This window comes from Streptomyces sp. NPDC058257, from assembly GCF_042881845.1.
Classification (GTDB): domain Bacteria; phylum Actinomycetota; class Actinomycetes; order Streptomycetales; family Streptomycetaceae; genus Streptomyces.
This window is the reverse complement of record NZ_JBHVXJ010000015.1, coordinates 149,024-169,365: the sequence shown is the minus strand read 5'-3', so window position 1 is coordinate 169,365 and position 20,342 is coordinate 149,024. Positions and strand designations below refer to the sequence as shown.

At 69.0% G+C, this 20,342-nt stretch carries 16 protein-coding genes; 10 read left to right on the top strand and 6 right to left on the bottom strand.

The features are described from left to right. Positions 1-31: 31 nt before the first annotated feature. Positions 32-1,402: a hypothetical protein gene (locus tag ACFVXC_RS30385; RefSeq protein ID WP_389911522.1), complete on the bottom strand. Its 1,371-nt coding sequence runs from the start codon at positions 1,400-1,402 to the stop codon at positions 32-34. Positions 1,403-2,223: 821 nt separating this feature from the next. On the opposite strand from ACFVXC_RS30385, the gene ACFVXC_RS30380 reads away from it, so the two are divergent. From ACFVXC_RS30380 to ACFVXC_RS30340, 9 genes are all read left to right on the top strand, one after another. Next, the gene (locus ACFVXC_RS30380) at positions 2,224-3,219 is read left to right on the top strand and encodes a beta-ketoacyl-ACP synthase 3 (RefSeq protein ID WP_389911519.1); all 996 of its coding nucleotides are present in this window, start codon (positions 2,224-2,226) and stop codon (positions 3,217-3,219) included. A 49-nt stretch (positions 3,220-3,268) separates the two neighbouring features. Then, a complete protein-coding gene (locus tag ACFVXC_RS30375) occupies positions 3,269-3,511 on the top strand; it encodes an acyl carrier protein (RefSeq protein WP_389911516.1) in 243 nt (80 codons plus the stop codon). A gap of 371 nt (positions 3,512-3,882) precedes the next feature. Continuing rightward, the gene (gene mvk, locus ACFVXC_RS30370; RefSeq protein WP_389911513.1) at positions 3,883-4,953 is read left to right on the top strand and encodes a mevalonate kinase; all 1,071 of its coding nucleotides are present in this window, start codon (positions 3,883-3,885) and stop codon (positions 4,951-4,953) included. Next, a complete protein-coding gene (gene mvaD, locus ACFVXC_RS30365; protein ID WP_389911510.1) occupies positions 4,940-5,941 on the top strand; it encodes a diphosphomevalonate decarboxylase in 1,002 nt (333 codons plus the stop codon). The genes mvk and mvaD overlap by 14 nt, the downstream gene beginning before the upstream one ends. Beyond that, positions 5,941-7,116, top strand: coding sequence for a phosphomevalonate kinase (locus ACFVXC_RS30360; RefSeq protein ID WP_389911508.1), 1,176 nt, complete (start codon positions 5,941-5,943; stop codon positions 7,114-7,116). The genes mvaD and ACFVXC_RS30360 overlap by 1 nt, the downstream gene beginning before the upstream one ends. An 11-nt stretch (positions 7,117-7,127) precedes the next feature. After that, positions 7,128-8,207, top strand: a complete 1,080-nt coding sequence (gene fni, locus ACFVXC_RS30355) for a type 2 isopentenyl-diphosphate Delta-isomerase (RefSeq protein WP_389911506.1) — start codon at positions 7,128-7,130, stop codon at positions 8,205-8,207. Further along, a complete protein-coding gene (locus ACFVXC_RS30350; RefSeq protein WP_389911503.1) occupies positions 8,204-9,277 on the top strand; it encodes a hydroxymethylglutaryl-CoA reductase in 1,074 nt (357 codons plus the stop codon). The genes fni and ACFVXC_RS30350 overlap by 4 nt, the downstream gene beginning before the upstream one ends. After that, on the top strand, positions 9,267-10,463 hold the full coding sequence (locus ACFVXC_RS30345; protein WP_389911500.1) for a hydroxymethylglutaryl-CoA synthase: 1,197 nt from the start codon (positions 9,267-9,269) through the stop codon (positions 10,461-10,463). The genes ACFVXC_RS30350 and ACFVXC_RS30345 overlap by 11 nt, the downstream gene beginning before the upstream one ends. 205 nt (positions 10,464-10,668) lie before the next feature. Then, positions 10,669-11,127 (top strand): nuclear transport factor 2 family protein, encoded by a 459-nt coding sequence (locus ACFVXC_RS30340; protein ID WP_389911497.1) that lies wholly within the window; start codon positions 10,669-10,671, stop codon positions 11,125-11,127. Between the two features lie 400 nt (positions 11,128-11,527). Here ACFVXC_RS30340 and ACFVXC_RS30335 read toward each other — a convergent pair whose 3' ends face one another. Further along, on the bottom strand, positions 11,528-12,979 hold the full coding sequence (locus ACFVXC_RS30335) for an MFS transporter (RefSeq protein WP_389911494.1): 1,452 nt from the start codon (positions 12,977-12,979) through the stop codon (positions 11,528-11,530). Positions 12,980-13,190: 211 nt separating this feature from the next. Between ACFVXC_RS30335 and ACFVXC_RS30330 the strand changes: the two genes are divergently transcribed. Next, positions 13,191-13,637, top strand: coding sequence for a MarR family winged helix-turn-helix transcriptional regulator (locus ACFVXC_RS30330; RefSeq protein WP_389911628.1), 447 nt, complete (start codon positions 13,191-13,193; stop codon positions 13,635-13,637). A gap of 29 nt (positions 13,638-13,666) precedes the next feature. Here ACFVXC_RS30330 and ACFVXC_RS30325 read toward each other — a convergent pair whose 3' ends face one another. The 4 genes from ACFVXC_RS30325 to ACFVXC_RS30310 form a co-directional block, all read right to left on the bottom strand. Continuing rightward, on the bottom strand, positions 13,667-15,673 hold the full coding sequence (locus tag ACFVXC_RS30325) for an RICIN domain-containing protein (RefSeq protein ID WP_389911492.1): 2,007 nt from the start codon (positions 15,671-15,673) through the stop codon (positions 13,667-13,669). Positions 15,674-15,819: 146 nt separating this feature from the next. After that, a complete protein-coding gene (locus ACFVXC_RS30320) occupies positions 15,820-17,877 on the bottom strand; it encodes a beta-galactosidase (RefSeq protein WP_389911490.1) in 2,058 nt (685 codons plus the stop codon). Positions 17,878-17,943: 66 nt separating this feature from the next. Next, a complete protein-coding gene (locus ACFVXC_RS30315) occupies positions 17,944-19,284 on the bottom strand; it encodes an ABC transporter substrate-binding protein (RefSeq protein ID WP_389911488.1) in 1,341 nt (446 codons plus the stop codon). Between the two features lie 89 nt (positions 19,285-19,373). Next, positions 19,374-20,342, bottom strand: a complete 969-nt coding sequence (locus ACFVXC_RS30310) for a carbohydrate ABC transporter permease (protein WP_389911485.1) — start codon at positions 20,340-20,342, stop codon at positions 19,374-19,376.

Below are 20,342 nucleotides of genomic sequence, written 5' to 3'. Positions count from 1 at the left end.
TCGGGCGTAGTCGCCGGTTTCCGTCTCCGGGTCAGCCGCAGTGCCGGGACTGGCGTTCCAGGGTGCGGGCCCGGTGGAGCAGGCTGACGGCCCGGGCTTGTCGGGGAAAAGCCCCGGCGTTCTGGCGCAGTCGCGTCAGGGCCTCGTCGACCTGGGTGGAGCGCAGGGAGGGGTAGTGGTCGAGGAAGGTGTGCCAGTGGTCGCAGGCGGCTTCCAGCTGCCCCAGGTTCACCCGGGCCTCGGCGAGGCGAGCATGGGTGAGGGCCCATGCTTTGCCCTGGGCCGGGGCGCGATGGCGTGCGGCCTGGGACAGAGAGGTCAGCGCGTGGCCGGGCTCGCCGAGTGCGTTGAAGGTGCGGGCCGTGTGGTAGTCGAGCCCGGCCCGGGGGTAGGAAGTGAAGGGCCCGGGGGGACTGGAGGCCCGCTCGTGCTGTTGGTCGGCGGCTCGCAGGTCCTCGCGGGCGCGGCGCGGCTGGCGCACCGCGGCGAAGGTGAGGGCGCGCTGGGCCAGCAGGAAGGAACGGGTTGCCCCGTCGGCGGTGGGGCTGAGCGTGTCCAGGGCGGTCTCGGCCAGCGTGTGTGCCTGAGGCGGGTGTCCCAGACGCAGGGCTTGCAGGCTCATGGCCCGCAGCGTGACGGCGTAGGTGGCGCGGTCGTCGGCCTGGTGGGCCAGGTCCAGGGCCGTGCGGTAGTAGCGCTGAGCGAGGCCCGCGTATCCCGTGTCCTCGGTCATCACTGCCAGTAGATGCGTCAACTGGGCGGCAGCTGTGCACAGTTGGCTGTGTATCGCGGAGGTGGCCGGAGCGATCAGCATGCGCTCGGCGTCGTCCGTGAGGTAGGCGGCCAGCGCGGAACGGGCATGCCCCCCGCCATGGGCCGAGCCAAGAGCGGCGAACACCTCTGTCATCTCCCGCAGGATGCGCACATCCGATGAGGAGCTGGAGGCCGCACGCTGCCCTGAGTCCGGGGCGGTGGATTTCGGCCGGTGAGCCCAGTCGGACAGGGTGAGAGCTGTCAGCGTGTAGGCGCTGGCGGTCAGCGAGGGCCGACGGGCTGGGTCCGTGTCCTGTCGGCACAGCGAGGTGAGCCTGCGCAGTGGGTCGCTCTCATCGAGTGGATCGGGCCTGCGGGCCGCGTGGCCGTGCGGTGGCTGGGGCAGTCCGGTGTCCTCGGGAGCGACTACGCGCCCGCTGCGGCGGCTCAGCGCCCTGGCGGCGAGATCGGGAACGGGAGCCTGGGGCCGCGAACCGGAGAGCCAATGTGCCACTGAGGTGCGGTCGTAGCTCAACGTCAACCCCACGGCTTTGCCTAAGGAGTTGACCGCTCTGGCCAGGTCCCCGGCGCTCCAGCCGACCTCAGCGAGCAAGGTGGACAATTGGCGGTTCGGGGCACGGCGTGACACTGGAATCTCCTGTCAGTCGAAATGATCTCGCTTCCCGGAGATTGTGTGAAGGGCGAAGGCGGTGCTGCTCTGCGCACAGCACCGACCGTGCCGCTCGCGTCTTCCCGCGGGGACAGTGCGTATGGATCCCAGTACCCACACCTCAAACAGACATGGGGGCGTGCAGGTGCACGCGAGGACTCCCGTGCGCCCCCTGGTAGCTGGTGCGCGGCGTGGAAAGGGCGCCGACGATCCGATCGTCTCCGTGTGCCCCCCCGCCGAGGGTCAACTCGAAGGATGATTACCGCCCTTCGGGCAAGGCCGTGAGATCGCCGCCAAGGTCCACGCGCTCACTGGGGCAGGGTGTTTCTGACCGTTGGGGGCGATGAACCCCTGTCCGCCACGGCCGTGCCCCCGGCAGAACGTACGACATGGCACCCAAGGCTCACCCGCCGGCGGGTCGTCCCGCTCAGCGGGCCGGGACTTCGGGCGTTCAACGCGTTCACGCCTGGACCACGGTGCTGGCGGGATACGACTGAACGCGAGGGTACTTGATGGATGCGTACCTTCTGGCGGATTGGCCGGCCAGGTGTGGCGTTCGACGTATCCCCGCTCCCTCCTGTGTTTTCGGCCAGCGGCTTCCGTGGTGTCGGCAGCGCCGTTCACGACGGACATCTCTGGTCGGGGGCCACTGCGTCGGGGCAGATGCCCGGACGGTCATACGGCACCGAACGCGCCAGGTGCCGCTCCTATGCGGCGCTGTTGACTTCGGCGGCCGGCCTGACGCCTGTTGCGTCTCGCATGTCAGAGGTGCCTCATGCCGCAACGTATCGGAGTGTCCAGTGGACGAGAAGCGGGAGTTTCAAGGGGCAACGGTCGCGGCTTCGGGCCGGTCGACGAGCGCCGGTTCCCGGATCGACGGACTGGGCGCGTACCGGCCCGTGACCGTGGTGGGCAACGAGGAGTCAGCCACGACGGCGGGCGTCAGCGCCGACTGGATCTCGAAGCGGATGGGGGTTGAGGAACGACGCCGTGCCACGGTGACGGAGACGGTCGTGACGATGGCCGTCGCAGCGGGCAAGGAGGCGCTGGCCGACTGCGGTGCCACCGCCGATGACGTCGACGTCGTGCTCCTTGCCACCTGTTCCATGCCGTCTCCCATGCCCAACGGGGCTGCGTCAGTGGCTGCCGCCATCGGCTGTACGGCATCGGCCGGGTTCGATCTCAATGCCGCGTGTTCGGGGTTCTGCCACGGCTTGGCGGTTGCTGATGCTCTGGTGCGGGCCGGAACCGCCCGGAGCGTGCTGGTGATCGGTTCGGAGCGGATGACGGACTGGGTGGCGCCCGAGGACCGCAATACTGGCCCGATCTTCGCAGATGGCGCGGCCGCGGCCTTTGTGGTGCCGTCGTCCGTGCCCACCATCTTTCCTGTCGCGTGGGGCAGTGACGGCGCGCAGTCGGACCTGATCAAGATCCCTGGCGAGACGGGCCGGATGGAGATGGCGGGTCCCAAGGTCTTTCGCTGGACCACTTCCGAGCTGGCCGCTGTCATGCAAGTCGCCTGCGAGCGGGCGGGCTTGGACCCTGCCGACCTGCGGGCGTTCGTGCCGCATCAGGCGAACTTGCGCATCATCGATGCCCTGAGGCAGAGCATGGATACGTCTGATCTGGTGACCGCCACTGACGTGATCAAAGCGGGCAACACCTCGGCCGCGTCCGTCCCGCTCGCTCTGCACGCGCTGCGCCGGAGGGGCGATGTCAGTCCAGGCGATCCCGTTCTCCTCCTCGGGTTCGGTGCGGGCCTTTCCTATGCGGCGCAAGTCGTGCTGTGCCCGTGACGACCTAGTCCATTTCAACGATCCGACCCTCTCGATCAAGGAGAAAACCGTGTCCGTCGATCAAGGCACTCTGGTTCAGGTGCAAAACATCGTTGCCTTCCTCAGCGAGCGGCCCGCGGATGACGTCAGGCCGGACCACAGGCTCCTTGAGGATCTCGGTCTTGACTCCCTCAAGATTACGGAGCTGGCGCAGAAGCTCGAGAACACGTTGGGCAAGCCCATCGACGACGACTTGCTCAACGCGGACGGCACCACCGTCGCCCACTGCGCCGAGATCGCCCAGAACGTCTGAGGCGCCGCCGCGGCAGGTATGGGTCTCGCGCGGCCTTCGCCCGCGGGGCCAGCGCGCGGTTCAGCCCCACTGGATCGGATTTCCTGCCTGCCTGCTGCGGTGACGTGCAGCAACCAGCCCTCGCGTTGCCGGAGCGACAGACCTGGCCCGGGCATGGCACTGGGTTGACGACAGAAAGGACGACGAGCATGAGCGCAACACCAACCGGCCGGGCAGACGCCAGCGGTATTGACAGCATTCTCACCTGCTCCGAGATCACTCTGAAGATTTTCCTGGCCACCAGGCCCGTTCGCCGTCGTGACGCAGCACTGACACGGCAGTGGCTGTCCAGCCGGCCGATGCACGGCCGGGATGGGAGGCGGTGAGCGGTCATGGCGCGGAACACGAGTAATGCCGGACAGAAGAGGAACTCGCCAGCACCGGTCCAGGCCGGCCGGGACGCCGGACCGCCCCGCACGGGCACCGGCGTAGCACACGGGAAAGTCATCCTGCTGGGTGAGCACGCCGCGGTCTACGGGGCACCCACCGTGGCGGTGCCGGTGCCGGGGCTGGGCTGTCGAGCCCGCGTGGTGCGCAGTGACCGGGGTGGGGATCGGCCGTCGGCGTTCCAACTGGTTCAGACGCCCCCGGGTGTGCCGCGCGGACCCGTACCAGCTGCGCTCCACACCACGGAGAGTCTCGTGCCGGAAGGGTTGCGGAAACTCACCGAGGCCATGCTGCGCCAGGTGCACCGACGGGGGACATCGGGCGTGGATGTGCTGGTGGAGAGCGGGGTGCCGCCTGCGCGTGGCCTTGGCGCCAGTGCGGCGTGCGCCCGCGCTGTGGCCCTGGCGCTGAACGCCCTTCTCGGGCTGCGTCTGAGCGCCGACGCCGTCTTTCACTATGTGCAGGTGTCCGAGAAGGCGGCGCATGGCAGGGCCAGCGGCATCGATGCCCTGGCCACCGGCAGCCACCGGCCGGTGCTGCTGGCCGACGGGCGGATCAGTAACCCGCCGGTGGGTGCGGACGGTTGGATCGTGGTGGCGGACAGCGGCAGCGGCGCCGCCACGAAGGAGGCCGTCACGATGTTGCGGGAGGGCTTCGCCAAGCATCCCGGCAGCCGTGAGGTGTTCCTCGGCCACTCGGCGGCACTGACCCGTGCCGGGCTGTGCGACCTGGAACGGGGCCATCTGGCGGCGCTGGGGCGGCGGCTCACTGACTGCCACGGCCTGCTCGCCGGACTCAAGCTGACCACCGACCGGACCAACCGCCTGGTGGAAGCCGCGCTCCAGGCCGGCGCACTGGGCGCGAAGATGAGTGGCGGGGGACTCGGCGGCTGCGTGGTAGCCCTGACGGCCACCGAGATCACGGCCGACGCGCTGGCAGCAGCGCTCGCGCGAGAGCCCGGTGTGCGCTGTTGGACGGCTCCGCTGACGAGGGGTGAGGGCCATGCCGGGATCTGACGGCTCCTTCGCGGTGGCCCATCCCAACATCGCGCTGGTCAAGTACTGGGGAAAGCGTGATGAAGACCTCGTCCTGCCGTGCGCCGACAGCCTCTCGATGACGCTGGATGTCTTTCCCACCACTACCCAGGTCCGACTCGCCGACTGCCTCGCACACGATGTCGTGATCGTGGACGGTGCCGTGGACCGGGGCGAGACGGCCCGGCGCGTCACCGGATTTCTGGATCTCGTCCGTGAACGGGCCGGAAGGACCGAACGCGCCATGGTGGTGACCCGCAACACCGTGCCGGTGGGCGCCGGTCTGGCCTCATCGGCCAGCGCGTTCGCCGCCCTCGCGCTCGCTGCGGCCTCCACCTACGGCCTGTCCGTCGAACCGGTGGAGTTGTCCCGACTGGCCCGCCACGGCTCCGGATCCGCTGCACGGTCCGTCTTCGGCGGCTTTGTCATCTGGCATGCCGGCGGGCCCGACCACCCGGACCCCGACCTTGCCTCCTACGCCGAGCCGCTGGTGAACGCACGTCTGGACCTCGCCCTGGTCGCCGTCCTGCTGGATACCGGACCCAAGCCGGTCTCCAGCCGTGAGGCCATGCGGCGCACGGTGAAGACCTCGCCACTCTTCCCCGGCTGGCTCGCCGCGGCCCGTGGCGACCTGACGGCTATGCGCGAGGCACTGACCCGGGGCGATATCGCCACCGTGGGTGAGATCGCGGAGCGCAACGCCCTCGGCATGCACCAGACCATGGAGAGCGCGGTGCCGCCCGTGCACTACCGCACGCCTGCCTCGTACCGGGTACTCGAGGAGGTGCGCCGCATGCGCGCATGCGGCGCACAGGCCTGGGCGACGATGGATGCCGGGCCCAACGTCAAAGTGCTGTGCGCCGGGGACAACGCGGAGCGTGTGGCCCGCGAACTGCGTCAGCTGTCCGGCTGCGTGGCGGTGGTGGCCCGCAGCGGGCCCGGCGCGACACTCGACAGGGCGGTGCGCTGATGCCGTCGACAGTCACGCGCAGCGCGCCGGGCAAGCTTCTCATCGCAGGGGAGTACGCCGTCCTGGAGCCCGGGCAGCCGTCGATCGTGGCGGCTGTGGACCGCTTCATCACCGTCGAGGCCTCGCCGCCGCACAGCGGCCAGGTGGTGCTTGCCACCGATCTGCTGCCACACGAAGTGAAGATGCTCCGCACACGGACAGGACTGTGGCCCACCGACCCGGCGGAAGCCCGTCATCTCGGCGGGTCCCTCGCACATCTGGTCTCCGTCGTCGAGGTCGTTGACCAGCTGCGATCCGAGCTCGGGTTGAGGCCGGTGCCGGTGCGACTGTCGGTCCGCAGCGCACTGCACGAGCGTGGCACCAAAATCGGATTGGGGTCGAGCGGCGCGGTGACGGTCGCGGCTGTCACCGCTCTGACGGCCTTCTGCGGTATGCCGATGTCACCGGAACTGCGCTTCCGCCTGGCCCTGCTGGCGAGCATCCGCGTGGATCCCGGCCCTTCCGGCGCGGATCTGGCCGCCAGCACGTGGGGCGGCTGGATCCACTATCGCGCACCGGACCGCGCCCGTCTGCTGCAACTCCTGAAGCGGGACGGTGTCGCGGAAACGCTGCAGGCCACCTGGCCCGGCCTGACAGCACGCGTTCTGCCATCGCCGGCCACACTGCACCTGTACGTCGGCTGGAGCGGCAGCCCGGCCTCCACCACCACGCATGTCAGCCAGCTGTCCCGCACTTCGTGGTGGCACAGCACGGGCCGCAGCCGGTTTCTGGCGCGCAGCGCGAACTGTGCGACGACAGCGGCGCACGCGCTCGAGCAGCAGGAGCCGGCGACGTTTCTCGCCGCCATCCGCAACGCGCGTCGCCTCTTGGCCGGCCTCGACCATGCGACGGCACTCGGCATCTTCACACCGAAGCTCACTGAGCTGTGCGCCATCGCCGAGGCGTGCGGCGGTGCGGGCAAGCCGTCCGGTGCCGGCGGTGGTGACTGCGGCATCGCACTGCTACCGAAGACCGCCGACGCGCTCGCTCTGCGCACGCGCTGGGCAGCAGCAGGGATCACCGCGCTGCCGCTGCGGGTCACAGACGCGCTGGCCGCTGCCGATGGCGGATCACGCGCGATGGGCCCGGACGTCATACAGGGGCCGATCCTCCAACCTCCCGTCATCTTCGACTGAGGACTATCTCCATGAGCGGATCACGCAAAGACGACCATGTGCGGCTCGCGGTCGCCCAGCACGAGACAGACGGCGAAACCCCAGCCGACCCAACGGCACACCCGCCCAGCCAGTTCGACGAAGTGCACTTCGTCCACCACGCTCTGGCCGGCACCGACCGGGACCGCGTCTCACTGCGCACCCGGTTCGGCGGACTGGACTGGCCCGTGCCCCTCTACATCAACGCCATGACCGGGGGCAGCTCGAAGACCGGGGAGATCAACCGCGACTTGGCAATCGCCGCCCACGAGACCGGGGTGCCCATCGCCGCCGGTTCCATGAGCCCCTATCTCAAAGACGCCTCCACAGCCGGCACCTTCACCCCACTGCGCGAACACAACCCGCAAGGCTTCGTGATGGCGAACGTCAACGCCACCGCCACGCCGGAACAGGCGCGCCGAGCCGTCGCCCTGTTGGACGCCGACGCCTTGCAGATCCACCTCAACACCGTCCAGGAAACCGTCATGCCCGAAGGAGACCGCTCCTTCGGCCACTGGCCCGCGGGCATCGAGAGCATCACCACGGCCGTCGACGTTCCGGTCGTTGTCAAGGAGGTCGGCTTCGGCCTCAGCGGCCAGACCGTCTCTCAACTGGTCGACCTGGGCGTCCACATCGCCGACGTGGCCGGACGCGGTGGCACCAACTTTGCCCGGATAGAGAACGGGCGCCGCCCTCAGGCCGACTACACCTACTTGGAAGCCTGGGGACTGAGCACGCCGGCCGCCCTGCTCGACGCGCGCGGCCACGGCCTGCCGCTGCTCGCTTCCGGTGGTGTCCGCCACCCCCTCGACGTCGCCCGGGCGCTTGCCCTGGGAGCCCACGCAGCGGGCGCCTCCGGAGGCTTTCTCACCACCCTCCTCTCCGGCGGGGTCAGCGCCCTCATCCAGCAGATCACCCACTGGCTCGAACAGCTCACGGCCCTCATGACGCTCCTGGGAGCCCACAGTCCAGCAGCTCTCACCGACTGCGACGTACTCGTGACCGGTTCCCTGCGTCACTTCTGCGACCAACGCCACATCGAAAGCCCCAGCCCCCACGGAGAGCGCCGATGAACAGCCAACCCACCCTGACCAAGCCTGCCGCAGCGCACATCCCTACGCGCTGGGTCGGCCCGCTGCGCGTGTCCGGAAACGTGGCCACCACTGAAATCGAGGTGCCCCTGGCCACCTATGAGTCGCCGCTGTGGCCGGCCGTCGGCCGCGGCGCGCAGGTTTCCAGGATGGTCGAGAGCGGCATCACCGCCACCCTCGTGGACGAGCGCATGACCCGCTCCGTCCTCGTCGAAGCGGACACCGCCGAAATCGCCCACACCGCTGCCCGCGCCGTACACGGTCGGCTCGATGAACTGCGCGTCATCACACGCGCCACCAGCCGGTTCGCCGAACTGCTGAGCGTGCGCGAGGAGATCGCCGGCTCCCTGCTCTTCCTACGCTTCGAGTTCAGCACGGGAGACGCCTCCGGTCACAACATGACCACCCTCGCCGCGGACGCCCTGCTTGGCCACCTCCTCGAGTATGTGCCCGGCATCCGCTACGGATCGATCTCCGCCAACTACTGCACCGACAAGAAGGCCACCGCCATCAACGGCATCCTGGGCCGCGGCAAGAACGTGATCACGGAAATCCTCATCCCCGAGCGGATCGTGACCGGGCGTCTGCACACCACGGCCGCCCGGATCGCCAAACTCAATACCGACAAGAACCTGGTGGGCACGCTTCTGGCCGGCGGCATCCGCTCCGCCAACGCCCACTACGCGAACATGCTCCTCGCCTTCTACCTCGCCACTGGCCAGGACGCCGCCAACATCGTGGAAGGCTCCCAGGGAGTCACCCTCGCCGAGGACCGCGACGGCGACCTCTACTTCTCCTGCACCCTGCCCAACCTGATCGTCGGCACCGTCGGCAACGGCAAAGGCCTCGACTTCATCGAGGAAACACTCACCGCCCTCGGTTGCCGAGAGGAGCGCACCGCAGGCGACAACGCACGCCGCCTCGCCGTACTGGCCGCGGCCACCGTGCTCTGCGGTGAGCTGTCACTGCTCGCCGCCCAGACCAATCCGGGCGAACTCATGAAGGCCCATACCCGTCTCGAACGCCTCGCTGGAGGGCACCATGCCCACTGACCGCGCCGTAGGCATCCACGACCTCTCCTTTCGCACCGGCAGCCTCGTCCTCACCCACGCCGAACTCAGCAAGCACACCGGCGCCAGCGTGGCCAAATACCACAAGGGCATCGGCCAGCAGGCCATGAGCCTGCCCGCCGCCGACGAAGACATCGTCACCATGGCCGCCGACGCGGCGGCGCCGGTCATCGAACGCCACGGCACCGACCGCATCCGCACGCTCCTCTTCGCCACCGAGACATCCATCGACCAGTCCAAAGCAGCCGGCGTGTACGTCCACTCGCTACTCGGCCTCCCCTCACACATCAGGGTCGTCGAGCTCAAGCAAGCTTGCTACGGAGCAACCGCGGCCCTCCAGTTCGCGGCAGCCCTGGTCCAACGCGAGCCCGAGCAGCAGGTCCTGGTCCTTGCCAGTGACGTCGCCCGCTACGACCTCGACAGCCCGGGAGAGGCCACCCAAGGAGCCGCCGCGGCAGCCATGCTGGTCTCAGCCGACCCTTCCCTCGTGGAGATCAACACCCCATCCGGCCTGTACACACACGACGTCATGGACTTCTGGCGCCCCAACTACCGCGACACCGCTCTCGTCGACGGGAAGAAGTCAATGGTCGCCTACCTGGCGGCAGTCGATGGCGCACGGCGCGACTACCAGGCACGCGAGGGTCTTCCGATCGAGAAGATCCGCACCGTCTGCTACCACCAGCCCTTCACCCGCATGGCGTTCAAAGCCCATCGGCACCTCCTGGACGGAGCCGGTGTCGAGGCCGACACCGCAGCGATCGATGACGCCATCGCACCCACCACCCGCTACAACGAAATCATCGGCAACAGCTACACCGCGTCCCTCTACCTCGCCCTCGCGGCCCTGCTGGACGGAGACGACGAACTCGACGCGGCGACACTCGGCTTCTTCAGCTACGGCTCCGGAAGCGTCGCCGAGTTCTTCACCGGCCGAGTCGTTCCCGGCTACCGCGCCCGGCTCCGCACCAGCGCGCACCTCAAGGCGATTTCACGACGCCGCCCCATCGACTACAACACCTACCGCCGCTTGCGCACTCACCCCCTGCCCGACGACGGAGCCCAGCACCGTCTGCCTCACCAGACCTCGGGATCATTCCGTCTCTCGGGAATCGAAGACCACCAGCGCGTCTACGAGACAGTCCACGCGTCCGCCGACATCGCGTAGCCCAAGGGCACGCTGCCCGGCTCCCACCGCTCAACAAGAACCCGCAGTCTCAACCCGGATGTCGGCCCGGCCGCGTGGGACAGCACCACGAGAACCCCACGCGCCAAAGCGGCGATCCGGCCGAGAGGAAACCATCGAAGCCGGCACAACCGGGACTCACCCAACCGGGTTGCGCCCACTAACGACCAACGAGGAGGAGTCTGCCATGCGCTCGAGCCAAGCGGCCCCAGGAGCTGGAACGATCCAGCCGCCGGAGGGGCCGGCCAACACCGGCATGACATCACAACACCCCAATGTCACCACCCTGCGCGCCGTCTACACCGATCTGCGCGCCATCGGACGCTACTGTGCCCCGACCATCGCTCTCCATCCGGCACATCACACCCGATGCGACACCGGAACCCTCCTGGGGCTCGACGCCGCGACCGCACACGAGCAAGCCCTGTTCAGCCTGACCCACGACACCGTGGTGATGGAACTGGAGTACGTCGCCGCCAACGACCACTACGGTGTGGCCATCGGCCTGATGCACGCGGAAGAACCCACCCCCGTCCAGGTCCCGTTCTGCGGGGTATGGCAGTTCGACGACCAGGGACGACTGGTCGAGCACTGGGAGCATGACACCGAACCCACCGCATTCACAGCCCTCACACCCGATATCTGATCCACCGGGTCCGCGAGTACGAAGAAGCGCGCGAAGCCTACTGCGCGAAGTTCGAGCAGGCCGCCAGGTCTGCCGCACCAATCAAGGCTTAGAGGAACGGTCGATACCAATCAAGGCTTAGAGGAACGGTCGATCGCTCGGCTCTTCGGCCGCCGCCGCCTCACCGTCCGATACGAACGGGAAGGCTCGCACTCCCTGGCCTTCCTGGGCCCGGCCGCCGCCCTGACCTGCTACAAGAAGCTCGCGAAACGGCCAGGTGGGTTTGTTCCGTACGATGCCTCGCGTCACGCGCTGTTGCGGCCCTGACGGCGCTGCTCGGCGACCGGGCCGGGGGACCACGAGCAGCGGCCGGGGCCCCGCGTGTCGCGGGACCCCGGCCGGTCTGACGGGAACGTCCGGCTCAGGCGCGGGCGGGTGCCTGCTCGGTCGGCGCCGTTTCCTCGGACGTGGCGTCGTCGCTGCCGCGCAGAGCGGGGATGAGGCTCGCGACGGCGGCCGATACGAGTGCCACACCGCAGCCGATCAGGAGGCCCGTGCGGAAACCGCCCTCGGAAGCGAGTGTGTGGCCGCCCAGGGTCATCGTCATCTGCGCGAGGACGACACCGATCACTGCCGACCCGATGGTGGTGCCGAGCGAACGCATCAGCGTGTTGAAGCCGTTGGCCGCGGCGGTCTCGGAGACGGGGACCGCGCTCATGATCAGAGCGGGCATGGAGCCGTAGGCGAGGGCGACGCCGCTGTTGATGACGATGCCGACGATCATCAGGCCCCAGGCGGTGCCCATGAGCGGCAGTGCGATGCCGTACCCGACCGCTATCACGAGGGCGCCGCAGATCAGGGCGAACTTGGGGCCGCGTGAATTGATGAGCTTGCCGCCGAGCGGGGAGATGAGCATCATCATCACGCCGCCGGGCGCCATCCACAGGCCTGCCGCCAGCATCGACTGGCCCAGGCCGTAACCGGTGGCCTCGGGGAACTGGAGCAGCTGTGGCGCGATCAGCATGAAGGCGTACATGCCGACACCGATGAGGATCGAGGCGGCGTTGGTGAACAGCACGCGGGGGCGGGCGGTGGTCCGCAGGTCGACCAGGGGTTCACGGGTACGCAGTTCGTAGAATCCCCACGCGATGAGCGAGACGACCGCGAGGGCCAGCAGGCCGAGCGTGCTGCCCGAGGCCCAGCCCCAGTCGCCGCCCTTGCTGATGCCGAGGAGCAGCGAGACCAGGCCGATGGCGAGGCCGATGGCGCCCGGCGCGTCGAAACGCTGGCCCTTGGCACCGGCGGGGACGTCAGGGACGACGAAGAAGATCAGGGCGCCGATCATCACGGCGAGACCGGCGGCACCCCAGAACAGCACCCTCCAGTCCGCGTACTGGGCCACGGCCGCGGCCAGGGGCAGGCCGATGGCGCCGCCGATGCCCATGGACGCACTGACCAGGGCGATGGAGCCGCTCAGCTTCTCCGCCGGGACGACGTCGCGCAGCAACGCGATGCCGAGGGGCACCATTCCCATTCCCATGCCCTGCAGACCGCGCCCGACGATCATCGGCACGACGGACGAGGCGAGCGCACAGACGACCGATCCGATGACGAGGGGAACGGCGCAGACGAGCAGCATGCGCCGCTTGCCGAACAGGTCGCCGAGGCGCCCGGAGACCGGCACGCACACACCGGCGACGAGCAGGGTGACGGTGACCACCCAGGCCGCGTTCGACGCGCTGGTGCCCAGGATCTGTGGCATCTCCGCGATCAACGGGGTCACCAGCGTCTGCATGACCGCGGCGACAGTGCCCGCCAGGGCGAGCGTGGCGACGACTGCGCCTGATCGAGCGGTCGGCTGGGGACCGTCCATGTTGGAGCTCCTCTACGAAACATCTCTGCGAAACATCGGCAAGGTCCATATGCGCCAAGAGGCGCGATGTGCATAGTACATACTACATGTCACAACCACATTAAGTGGTTGGTGCATATAGTGGGGCGGGGGGATGTGCGGGAGCCACGACGCGGAGGGATGACACGTGAGCAGGGCGGAGCAGGCGGCGGACCGGGTGGAGTTCGAGCAGATGCTGATGGGCCGCTACATGCATCTGCACAAGAGCAAAGGGCGCCGGGCCGGCGGTGTCCTTGACCGTAGCGCCTACATCCTGCTCAGCCGCATCCGCACGCAGGGCCCGATGTCGATCGGCCAGCTCGGCGACGCCTTCGGCCTCGACGTCTCCACGCTCAACCGGCAGACCGCGTCCGCCATGCGCGCGGGCCTCGTCGAGCGCATCCCCGACCCCGAGGGCGGCATGGCCCGCAAGTTCCGCATCACCGAGGAGGGCGAACACCGCCTCGACGAGGAGCGTGCGTACATCGTCGCGAGCCTGGGCCGCATCATGACCGACTGGCCGCAGGAGGACATCGCGGCGTTCGCCGACTACCTCCAGCGCTTCAACGCGGGCATCGAGCGGCTGTACGGCATGCCCTGGCCGCGTCCGCGGAAGGAGTCCTCGTCGGTGGACCACTGACGAGGACTCCTTCTGTGGACGCCTTGGCCTTAAGAACCCGTCACATCGGACGCCCTCCAGCGCTGGTTGGCGCCGGAGTTCGGTGTCCACGTCGTGACGGCGGCTCCGTCGTGCGTGGCCTGGCCGCCGACCTCCAGGAGTCGGCCCGTGGCCGCGTTGACGAGGGTCCAGGTGCCGTCACCGGTCGTGGACATGATCCACTGGGCGGCCTTGCCGCGCGGGCCGGTATCGGGCTCGACCACCGGGGCGCCCTCACGTACGGCGAGGCGCTTCCCCTCCGCCCGGTCGGTGAACACGTACCGGCGCTCGTTGCCGGGGTCACCGCTGATCTGCCGCAGCCGCCACTGCTGCCCTGCCGTGTCCGCGGCGGCCTTGACGACCAGGCCGGTGCCGTCGTCGGCGACGGTGAGCTCCTTGCCGCTCTGGGCTCCGGTCAGCCTGTACGTGTGGCCCTTCATCAACAGGGCGGCGTCCTTCGCGACCCCCGAGACACCCTCGACGAGGAACGAGGTCACCGACTGGGCGGGCACCTCGAAGGTGGCCTTCCTGCCGCTGACGGCGAGCGGAGCGCGCCGTTCGAGCTTGCCCTCCGAGCTGGTCACGACGGGCGTGACGGTGGCCGAGCCGCGCACGCGGTCGAACTTGGAGAGGTCGACCGTGACCGTACGCGCGGCGGTCGTGCTGTTGACGTGGACGACCGTCGCCGCGTCGCCCTTCCGGGACACGGCGGCGGCGCTGGAGGTGTCGTCGACCTTGACGAGACGGTCGCCGGGCTTGATGAAGTGGGTGAAGTTGCGGGCCGTGTCGAACTTGGTGTTGGTCCGGACGGGGCAGGTCTCCAGCGTGTCCTTGGAGGTGCAGCTGAACGGCAGCTGGATGCTGCCCCAGTTGCCGCCCTTGGCGGACTCGCCGCCCGGCTTCATGTTGTCGTAGTCCTCCACCGGCTGCCAGAACACCCAGGCCTTCGGCTCCAGTTCACGCAGGTCGTCGACCATCCGCTGGGCCATGCCGAGGCCCGGCCGCATGTCGTCGAAGTCCTGCCCGTCGCCCCAGTCGCCCTCGACCTCGCTCATCCACAGCGGCTTGTCCGCCGCCTTGGCCAGGTCGCGCACGCTGGTGCGGCCATCGGTGCCGTAGGTGTGGACGTTCATCTGGCCTACGGCGTCCCTCACCTCCTGCGGGTAGGTGTTCCAGTTCCGCGTGAAGGTGGTGGGGTTGGTCTCGTCCATCGCGGAGATCTCCGCACCGGTCCTGGATTTCGCGAGTGCCGGGTCGAGCGCCTTGATCACCTTCTGCTGGAGCCCGGGGCCGATGTGCGCCCCTTCCTGGCGGCCGCCGACCGGCTCGCCGTCCTCGCCGAGGCGAGTGCCCCAGTAGTCGGTGTTCGGTTCGTTGAACGGGTCGAGGGTGTCGACCTTGATGCCGTGGGCCTTTTCGAGCCGCTCGGTCGCGCCCACCAGGTAGGAGGCGAAAGCGTCGACGGAACCGGCCTTGAGCTGGTCGGTGCCCGCGTCGAAGTTGCCCGAGACATAACCGCTCTCGGTCATGAACCAGGGCGGCGAGTTGCTGAACGTCTCCCAGTGGTCGACGTCCTTCTTGATCCGGTCGACCCACCAGCGCTGGGTGGCGTCGGCCTTCGGGTTCCAGTCGGCCTTGTCCGCGGCGCTCCACCAGTCGGTGTCCTCGCGGGTGGTGCCCGCGGGGGCCTTCCACCAGCCCTCCACCGCGCCGCCTGGGCGCAGATAGTCCTTGACGTCGGGGGCGTTGCCGCCGCCTATGTTGTAGCGGGCGATGTTCAGGGCGAGGCCGTCGTCGCCGAAGAGGAGCCGGGCCAGCTTCTCGCGAATCTCCTCGGGGTAGCCGCCGGTGGCGTTGGCGAACCAGACCAGGCTCGTGCCCCAGCCCTCGAACTTCTCGTGCTGGTAGGAGGGGTCGGGCCGGACGGTGACGGCGGCGGAGGCCGCGGCGGCCGGCTGCGGCGGTGCGGTGAGCAGCGCCGCCCCGGTGGCCAGGGCGGTGATACCGACGATGCCCATGAGTCGTCTGTTGCGGGTACGAGGTGCCAACGTGTGCTCCCAGCGTAGGTGCGCTTCGAGGCCGTGCCGTCCCGCACGCGAGCAGGACGGCACGGCCCTTTGACGGGGCGGCGCTGTACAGGAGGGGGTGGTGTCGGGGGTTGGTGTCAGAGGCTGGTGTTCGGCTGTCGCAGGACGGCGACTTCCCTGGGCGGCAGGACGAGAGCGCCGTCGGCGGCGTCCCGGGCGCCGCCGATCAGGACGTCTCCGGTCAGTCCTGGCAGCGGCACGGTGTCGTCCGTCCGGTTGACCAGGAACAGGTAGCGGCTCTCGGCGTCGCGGCGTACGGTGAGCTCGACATGTCCGCGTGCGGGGGCGGGCAGTTCGCTGTCCACACCGGCCGGGGCGAGGAGCCGCGGCAGCAGAGTGGTCAGGCCGTCCCTGCCGAGCCGGGTGGAGACGTACGCCGCCGAACCCCGCCCCGCCACACGGCGGGTGACGGCGGGCCGCTCGGCGTAGGCACCGGTGCTGTACCGCGCGAGCACCTCCACCTCCGCTCCTGTGACGTCGATCCGGTCGGTCCACACCGTGCCCGTGGTGGCGTTGTCCAGTGCGACCGTGTCGTTGTCGAGCAGCGGGCCGAACTCCTCGACGCGGATGCCGAGCAGGTCGCGCAGCGCTCCGGGATAACCGCCGAGCCAGATGTGGTCGTTCTCGTCGACGATGCCCGAGAAGTAGGTGGTGACCAGATGGCCGCCGCCCTCGACGTACCGCGTGAGGTCCTTCGCGAGAGCCTCCGGGACCACGTGCAGCACGGGCGCGATCAGGACGTCGTACGGGGCCAGGTCGTTCCGCGTGGTCACGACGTCGGCGCGGATGCCGAGGGCCAGGAGCGCGGAGTACCAGTCGAGGGCCTCCTGGTGGTAGTCGAGGCGTGAGGTGGGATGCGAGTCCTGCTCGCTGGCCCACCACGAGTCCCAGTCGAACAGGACGGCCACCCGCGCCGCCTCGCGCCCGGCCCCCGCGACGGGCGCCAGTTCCTTCAGGGTCCGCCCCAGACCGGTCACCGCACGGAACAACTCGCTGTCGGCTCCGGCGTGCGGCACCATCGCCGAGTGGTACTTCTCGGCACCGGCCGCCGACTGACGCCACTGGAAGAAACACACGGCGTCGGCGCCGTGCGCGACGTGCAGCAACGAGTCACGGGCGAGGTCGCCCACGCGCTTGGCGAGGTTGACCGGCTGCCAGTTGACCGCGCTGGTGGAGTGCTCCATGAGGAACCACGGGCGGTGGCCCGCGAGGGAGCTGGTGAGGTTGGCGGAGAAGGACAGCTCGTCACGGGCCTGCGGCCCGGGCACGACGTAGTGGTCGTTCGAGACGAAGTCGACCTCGCCCGCCCAGTCCGCGTAGTCCATGCCCTTGGTGCCGCCCATCACCATGAAGTTCGTGGTGACGGGCACCTCCGGGGTGAGCTCGCGCAGCACGTCACGCTCCGCCCGCAGATACTCCTTCAGCGCGTTGGACGAGAACCGCTTGAAGTCCAGCTGCTGGGTGGGGTTGGGGTGCGACGCGGCGAGCCGCGGCGGCAGGATCTGCTCCCAGTCGCTGTAGCGCTGCGCCCAGAATGCCGTGCCCCAGGCGTGGTTGAGCCCGTCGAGGGTGGTGTAGCGGGTGCGCAGCCAGCCGCGGAAGGCACGGGCCGCGTCGTCGGAGTAGTCGTAGATGTTGTGGCAGCCGAGCTCGTTCGAGACGTGCCAGGCCACGAGCGCCGGGTGGTCGGCGTAGCGCAGGGCCATCTCGCGCACCAGGCGCAGCGCGTGCTCCCTGAAGACGGGGGAGGTGGGCCGCCAGTGCTGCCGCGCCCCCGGCCACACCGTCTCACCGGACGCGGTCACCGGAAGGATCTCCGGGTGCGCGGCGGTGAGCCAGGGCGGCGGGGACGCGGTGGCGGTGGCCAGGTCGACCCCGATGCCGCCCGCGTGCAGGAGGTCCATGACCTCGTCGAGCCATGCGAAGTCCCAGGCATCCGCGGCCGGTTGGATGCGGGCCCAGGAGAAGATCCCCACGGAGACGATGTTGACGCCGGCCTCGCGCATCAGCCGGACGTCCTCCTCCCAGACCGTGCGCGGCCACTGCTCGGGGTTGTAGTCGGCGCCGTACGCCAGCCTGGGCGCGACGTCACCGTCCGGTCCGCGAAGCAGCCGGGACGGGAGGGTGGGGGGCATGGTGGTCCTTCCGGTGTGCTGCTCGGATTACTGGGGATGCGCGGGGGCGCGGCCGGGAAGGCCTCGTCACTTCTGGACGCTGAAGCCCTGCTCGTTGCCGTACTTGACGGAGGCGTCCTGCCAGGACTTCAGGGCCTTCGACAGGGGAGTGCCGGAGACGTAGGCCTTGCCCGCGGTGTCGTTGAAGATCGAGTTGGCGTACACCTGGTAGGGCAGGTACTTCCAGTCGTCGGCGACGTTCGCCGCGGACCGGGCGAAGACCTTGTTGGCCTTCTGGCCGCCGAAGTACGGGAACTCGGTGTTCTGGAACGCCTTGGACCGAAGGTCCTTGGTGGTCGCCGGGAAGGCGCCCTCCGAGATGCGGGTCTGCACGCCCTTGCCGGAATTGGCGTACTCGACGAACGCGTAGGCGAGTTCTTTGTTCCTGCCGAGCTCGGGCAGGGCGAGCGAGCTGCCGCCGTTCTCGGCGCTCGCCTTGTCGCCCGCGGTCCACTGCGGCAGCGGCGCGGCGCGCCAGTCGCCGGAGGCCTCCTTCACGCCGGAGGCGAAGTTGGCGGGCATCCAGGCGCCGGAGGGCAGAGTCGCGATGGTGCCGTCACCGAAGGCCTTGTACCACTCGTCGGTCCACGGGTTGATCGGAGCGATCAGCTTCTCGTCGATGAGCTTCTGCCAGGTCTCGGTGTAGGCGCTGGCACCCTTGTCGGAGAAGTCGATGCCCACCTTGGTGCCGTCGACCTTGTACGGGCGCGCACCGGCCTGCCACAACAGGCTGGTCGTGAGGCCCGCCTCGCCCGTGTCGCTGGTGATGTACGCCTTCGGGTCGGCCTTGTGCAGCTTGCGGGCGGCCTGGAGGTACGCGTCCCAGGTCGTCGGCACCTTGATCTTGTGCTTGTCGAAGACCTTCTTGTTGTAGAAGAGGGCCATGGGGCCGGAGTCCATCGGCAGGGCGTAGACGCCCTCACCGGACTTCACCGCGTTCCAGGGACCCGGGGAGTACGAGTCCTTCAGCTTGTCCGCGCCGAAGGGGGCCAGGTCGGTGATGGACTTGGTCAGGGCGTACTGGCTCAGGGCGTAGTACTCGACCTGCGCGACGTCGGGGACGCCCTTCTTCGCCGAGATGGCGTTCTGCAGGGCCGTGTACTGATCCTTGTTGGTACCGGCGTTCACCAACTCGACGTCGACGGCGGGGTGCTCCTCCTCGAAGTCGGCGACGACCTTCTTGAGGGTGGGCTCCCACGCCCACACCTTGACCTTGCCGCCCTTCTTCAGGGCCGCCTCGATGTCCGCGGCCGAGACCTGCTTCTGGCCGGAGCTGTCGTCGTCGGAGCCGCCGCAGGCGGTCGCCCCCAGGGCGAGGGCGCAGACGAGTCCTGTGCCGCGCAGCAGGCGGCGGGTGTTCTGGGGCATGGAGATGCTTCCACTTCTTCGTGGGCCACGAGGGGATCTGCGGGACAAGAGGGGATCTGTGAGGGGCGGGGCCGACCGGCCGGCGGGCGCTACTCCTTGACGCTTCCGGCGGCGAGCCCGGACTGCCAGTACTTCTGGAGCAGCAGGAACGCGGCGATGAGCGGCAGGACGGTGATCAGCGAACCGGTGATCACCAGGTGGAAGACGGGATCGCCGCCCGCTGTCGCCGCTTGGGCGTTCCAGCTGTTCAGGCCCAGGGTCAGCGGATACCAGTCCGGGTCCTTGAGCATGATCAGCGGCAGGAAGTAGTTGTTCCAGGTCGCGACCATGGTGAACAGCAGGACGGTCACGGTGCCGGGCGCGAGCAAGGGCAGAGCGACCTGGAAGAAGGTGCGCAGCTCGCTCGCCCCGTCGATGCGGGCGGCCTCCATCAGCTCGGTGGGGATGGCCTCGGTGGCGAAGACCCACATCAGATAGAGGCCGAAGGGCGAGATGAGCGAGGGGATGATGACCGCCCAGGGGGTGTCCGTCAGGCCCATCTTGCTGAACATCAGGAAGGTGGGCACCGCCAGGGCCGTACCGGGCACGGCGACGGCGCCGATGACGACGGCGAACACGGCGCGCTTGCCGAGGAAGTCGAACTTCGCGAGGGCGTAGCCGCCCAGAACCGCGAGGAAGGTGGCGCCCCCGGCCCCGACGACCACGTACAGAAGGGTGTTGAGGAGCCAGCGGGTGAAGACGCCGTCGTGGTACGTGAAGGTCGTGCTGATGTTGTCCCACAGGGCGAAGTCCCCGCCGAACCACAGCCCGAACGAACCGGCGAGCCCCTCCTGGGTCTTGGTCGCGCTGATGACCAGCCACAGCAGCGGTACCAGGCTGTAGAGCAGGACGAGGCCGGTCAGCACGGTGAGCAGCACGCTGCGCCGGGGGCGGCCCGCGCCGTGCCGGCGGGACGCGCGGACACGGGGTGTCCGCAGCCGGGGTGCGGCGCCCGGAGCGCGGGCGGGCGCGGGAACGGTTCGGGAGGCGGTGGTGACGGGGCTGCTCGGTCCGGTCAT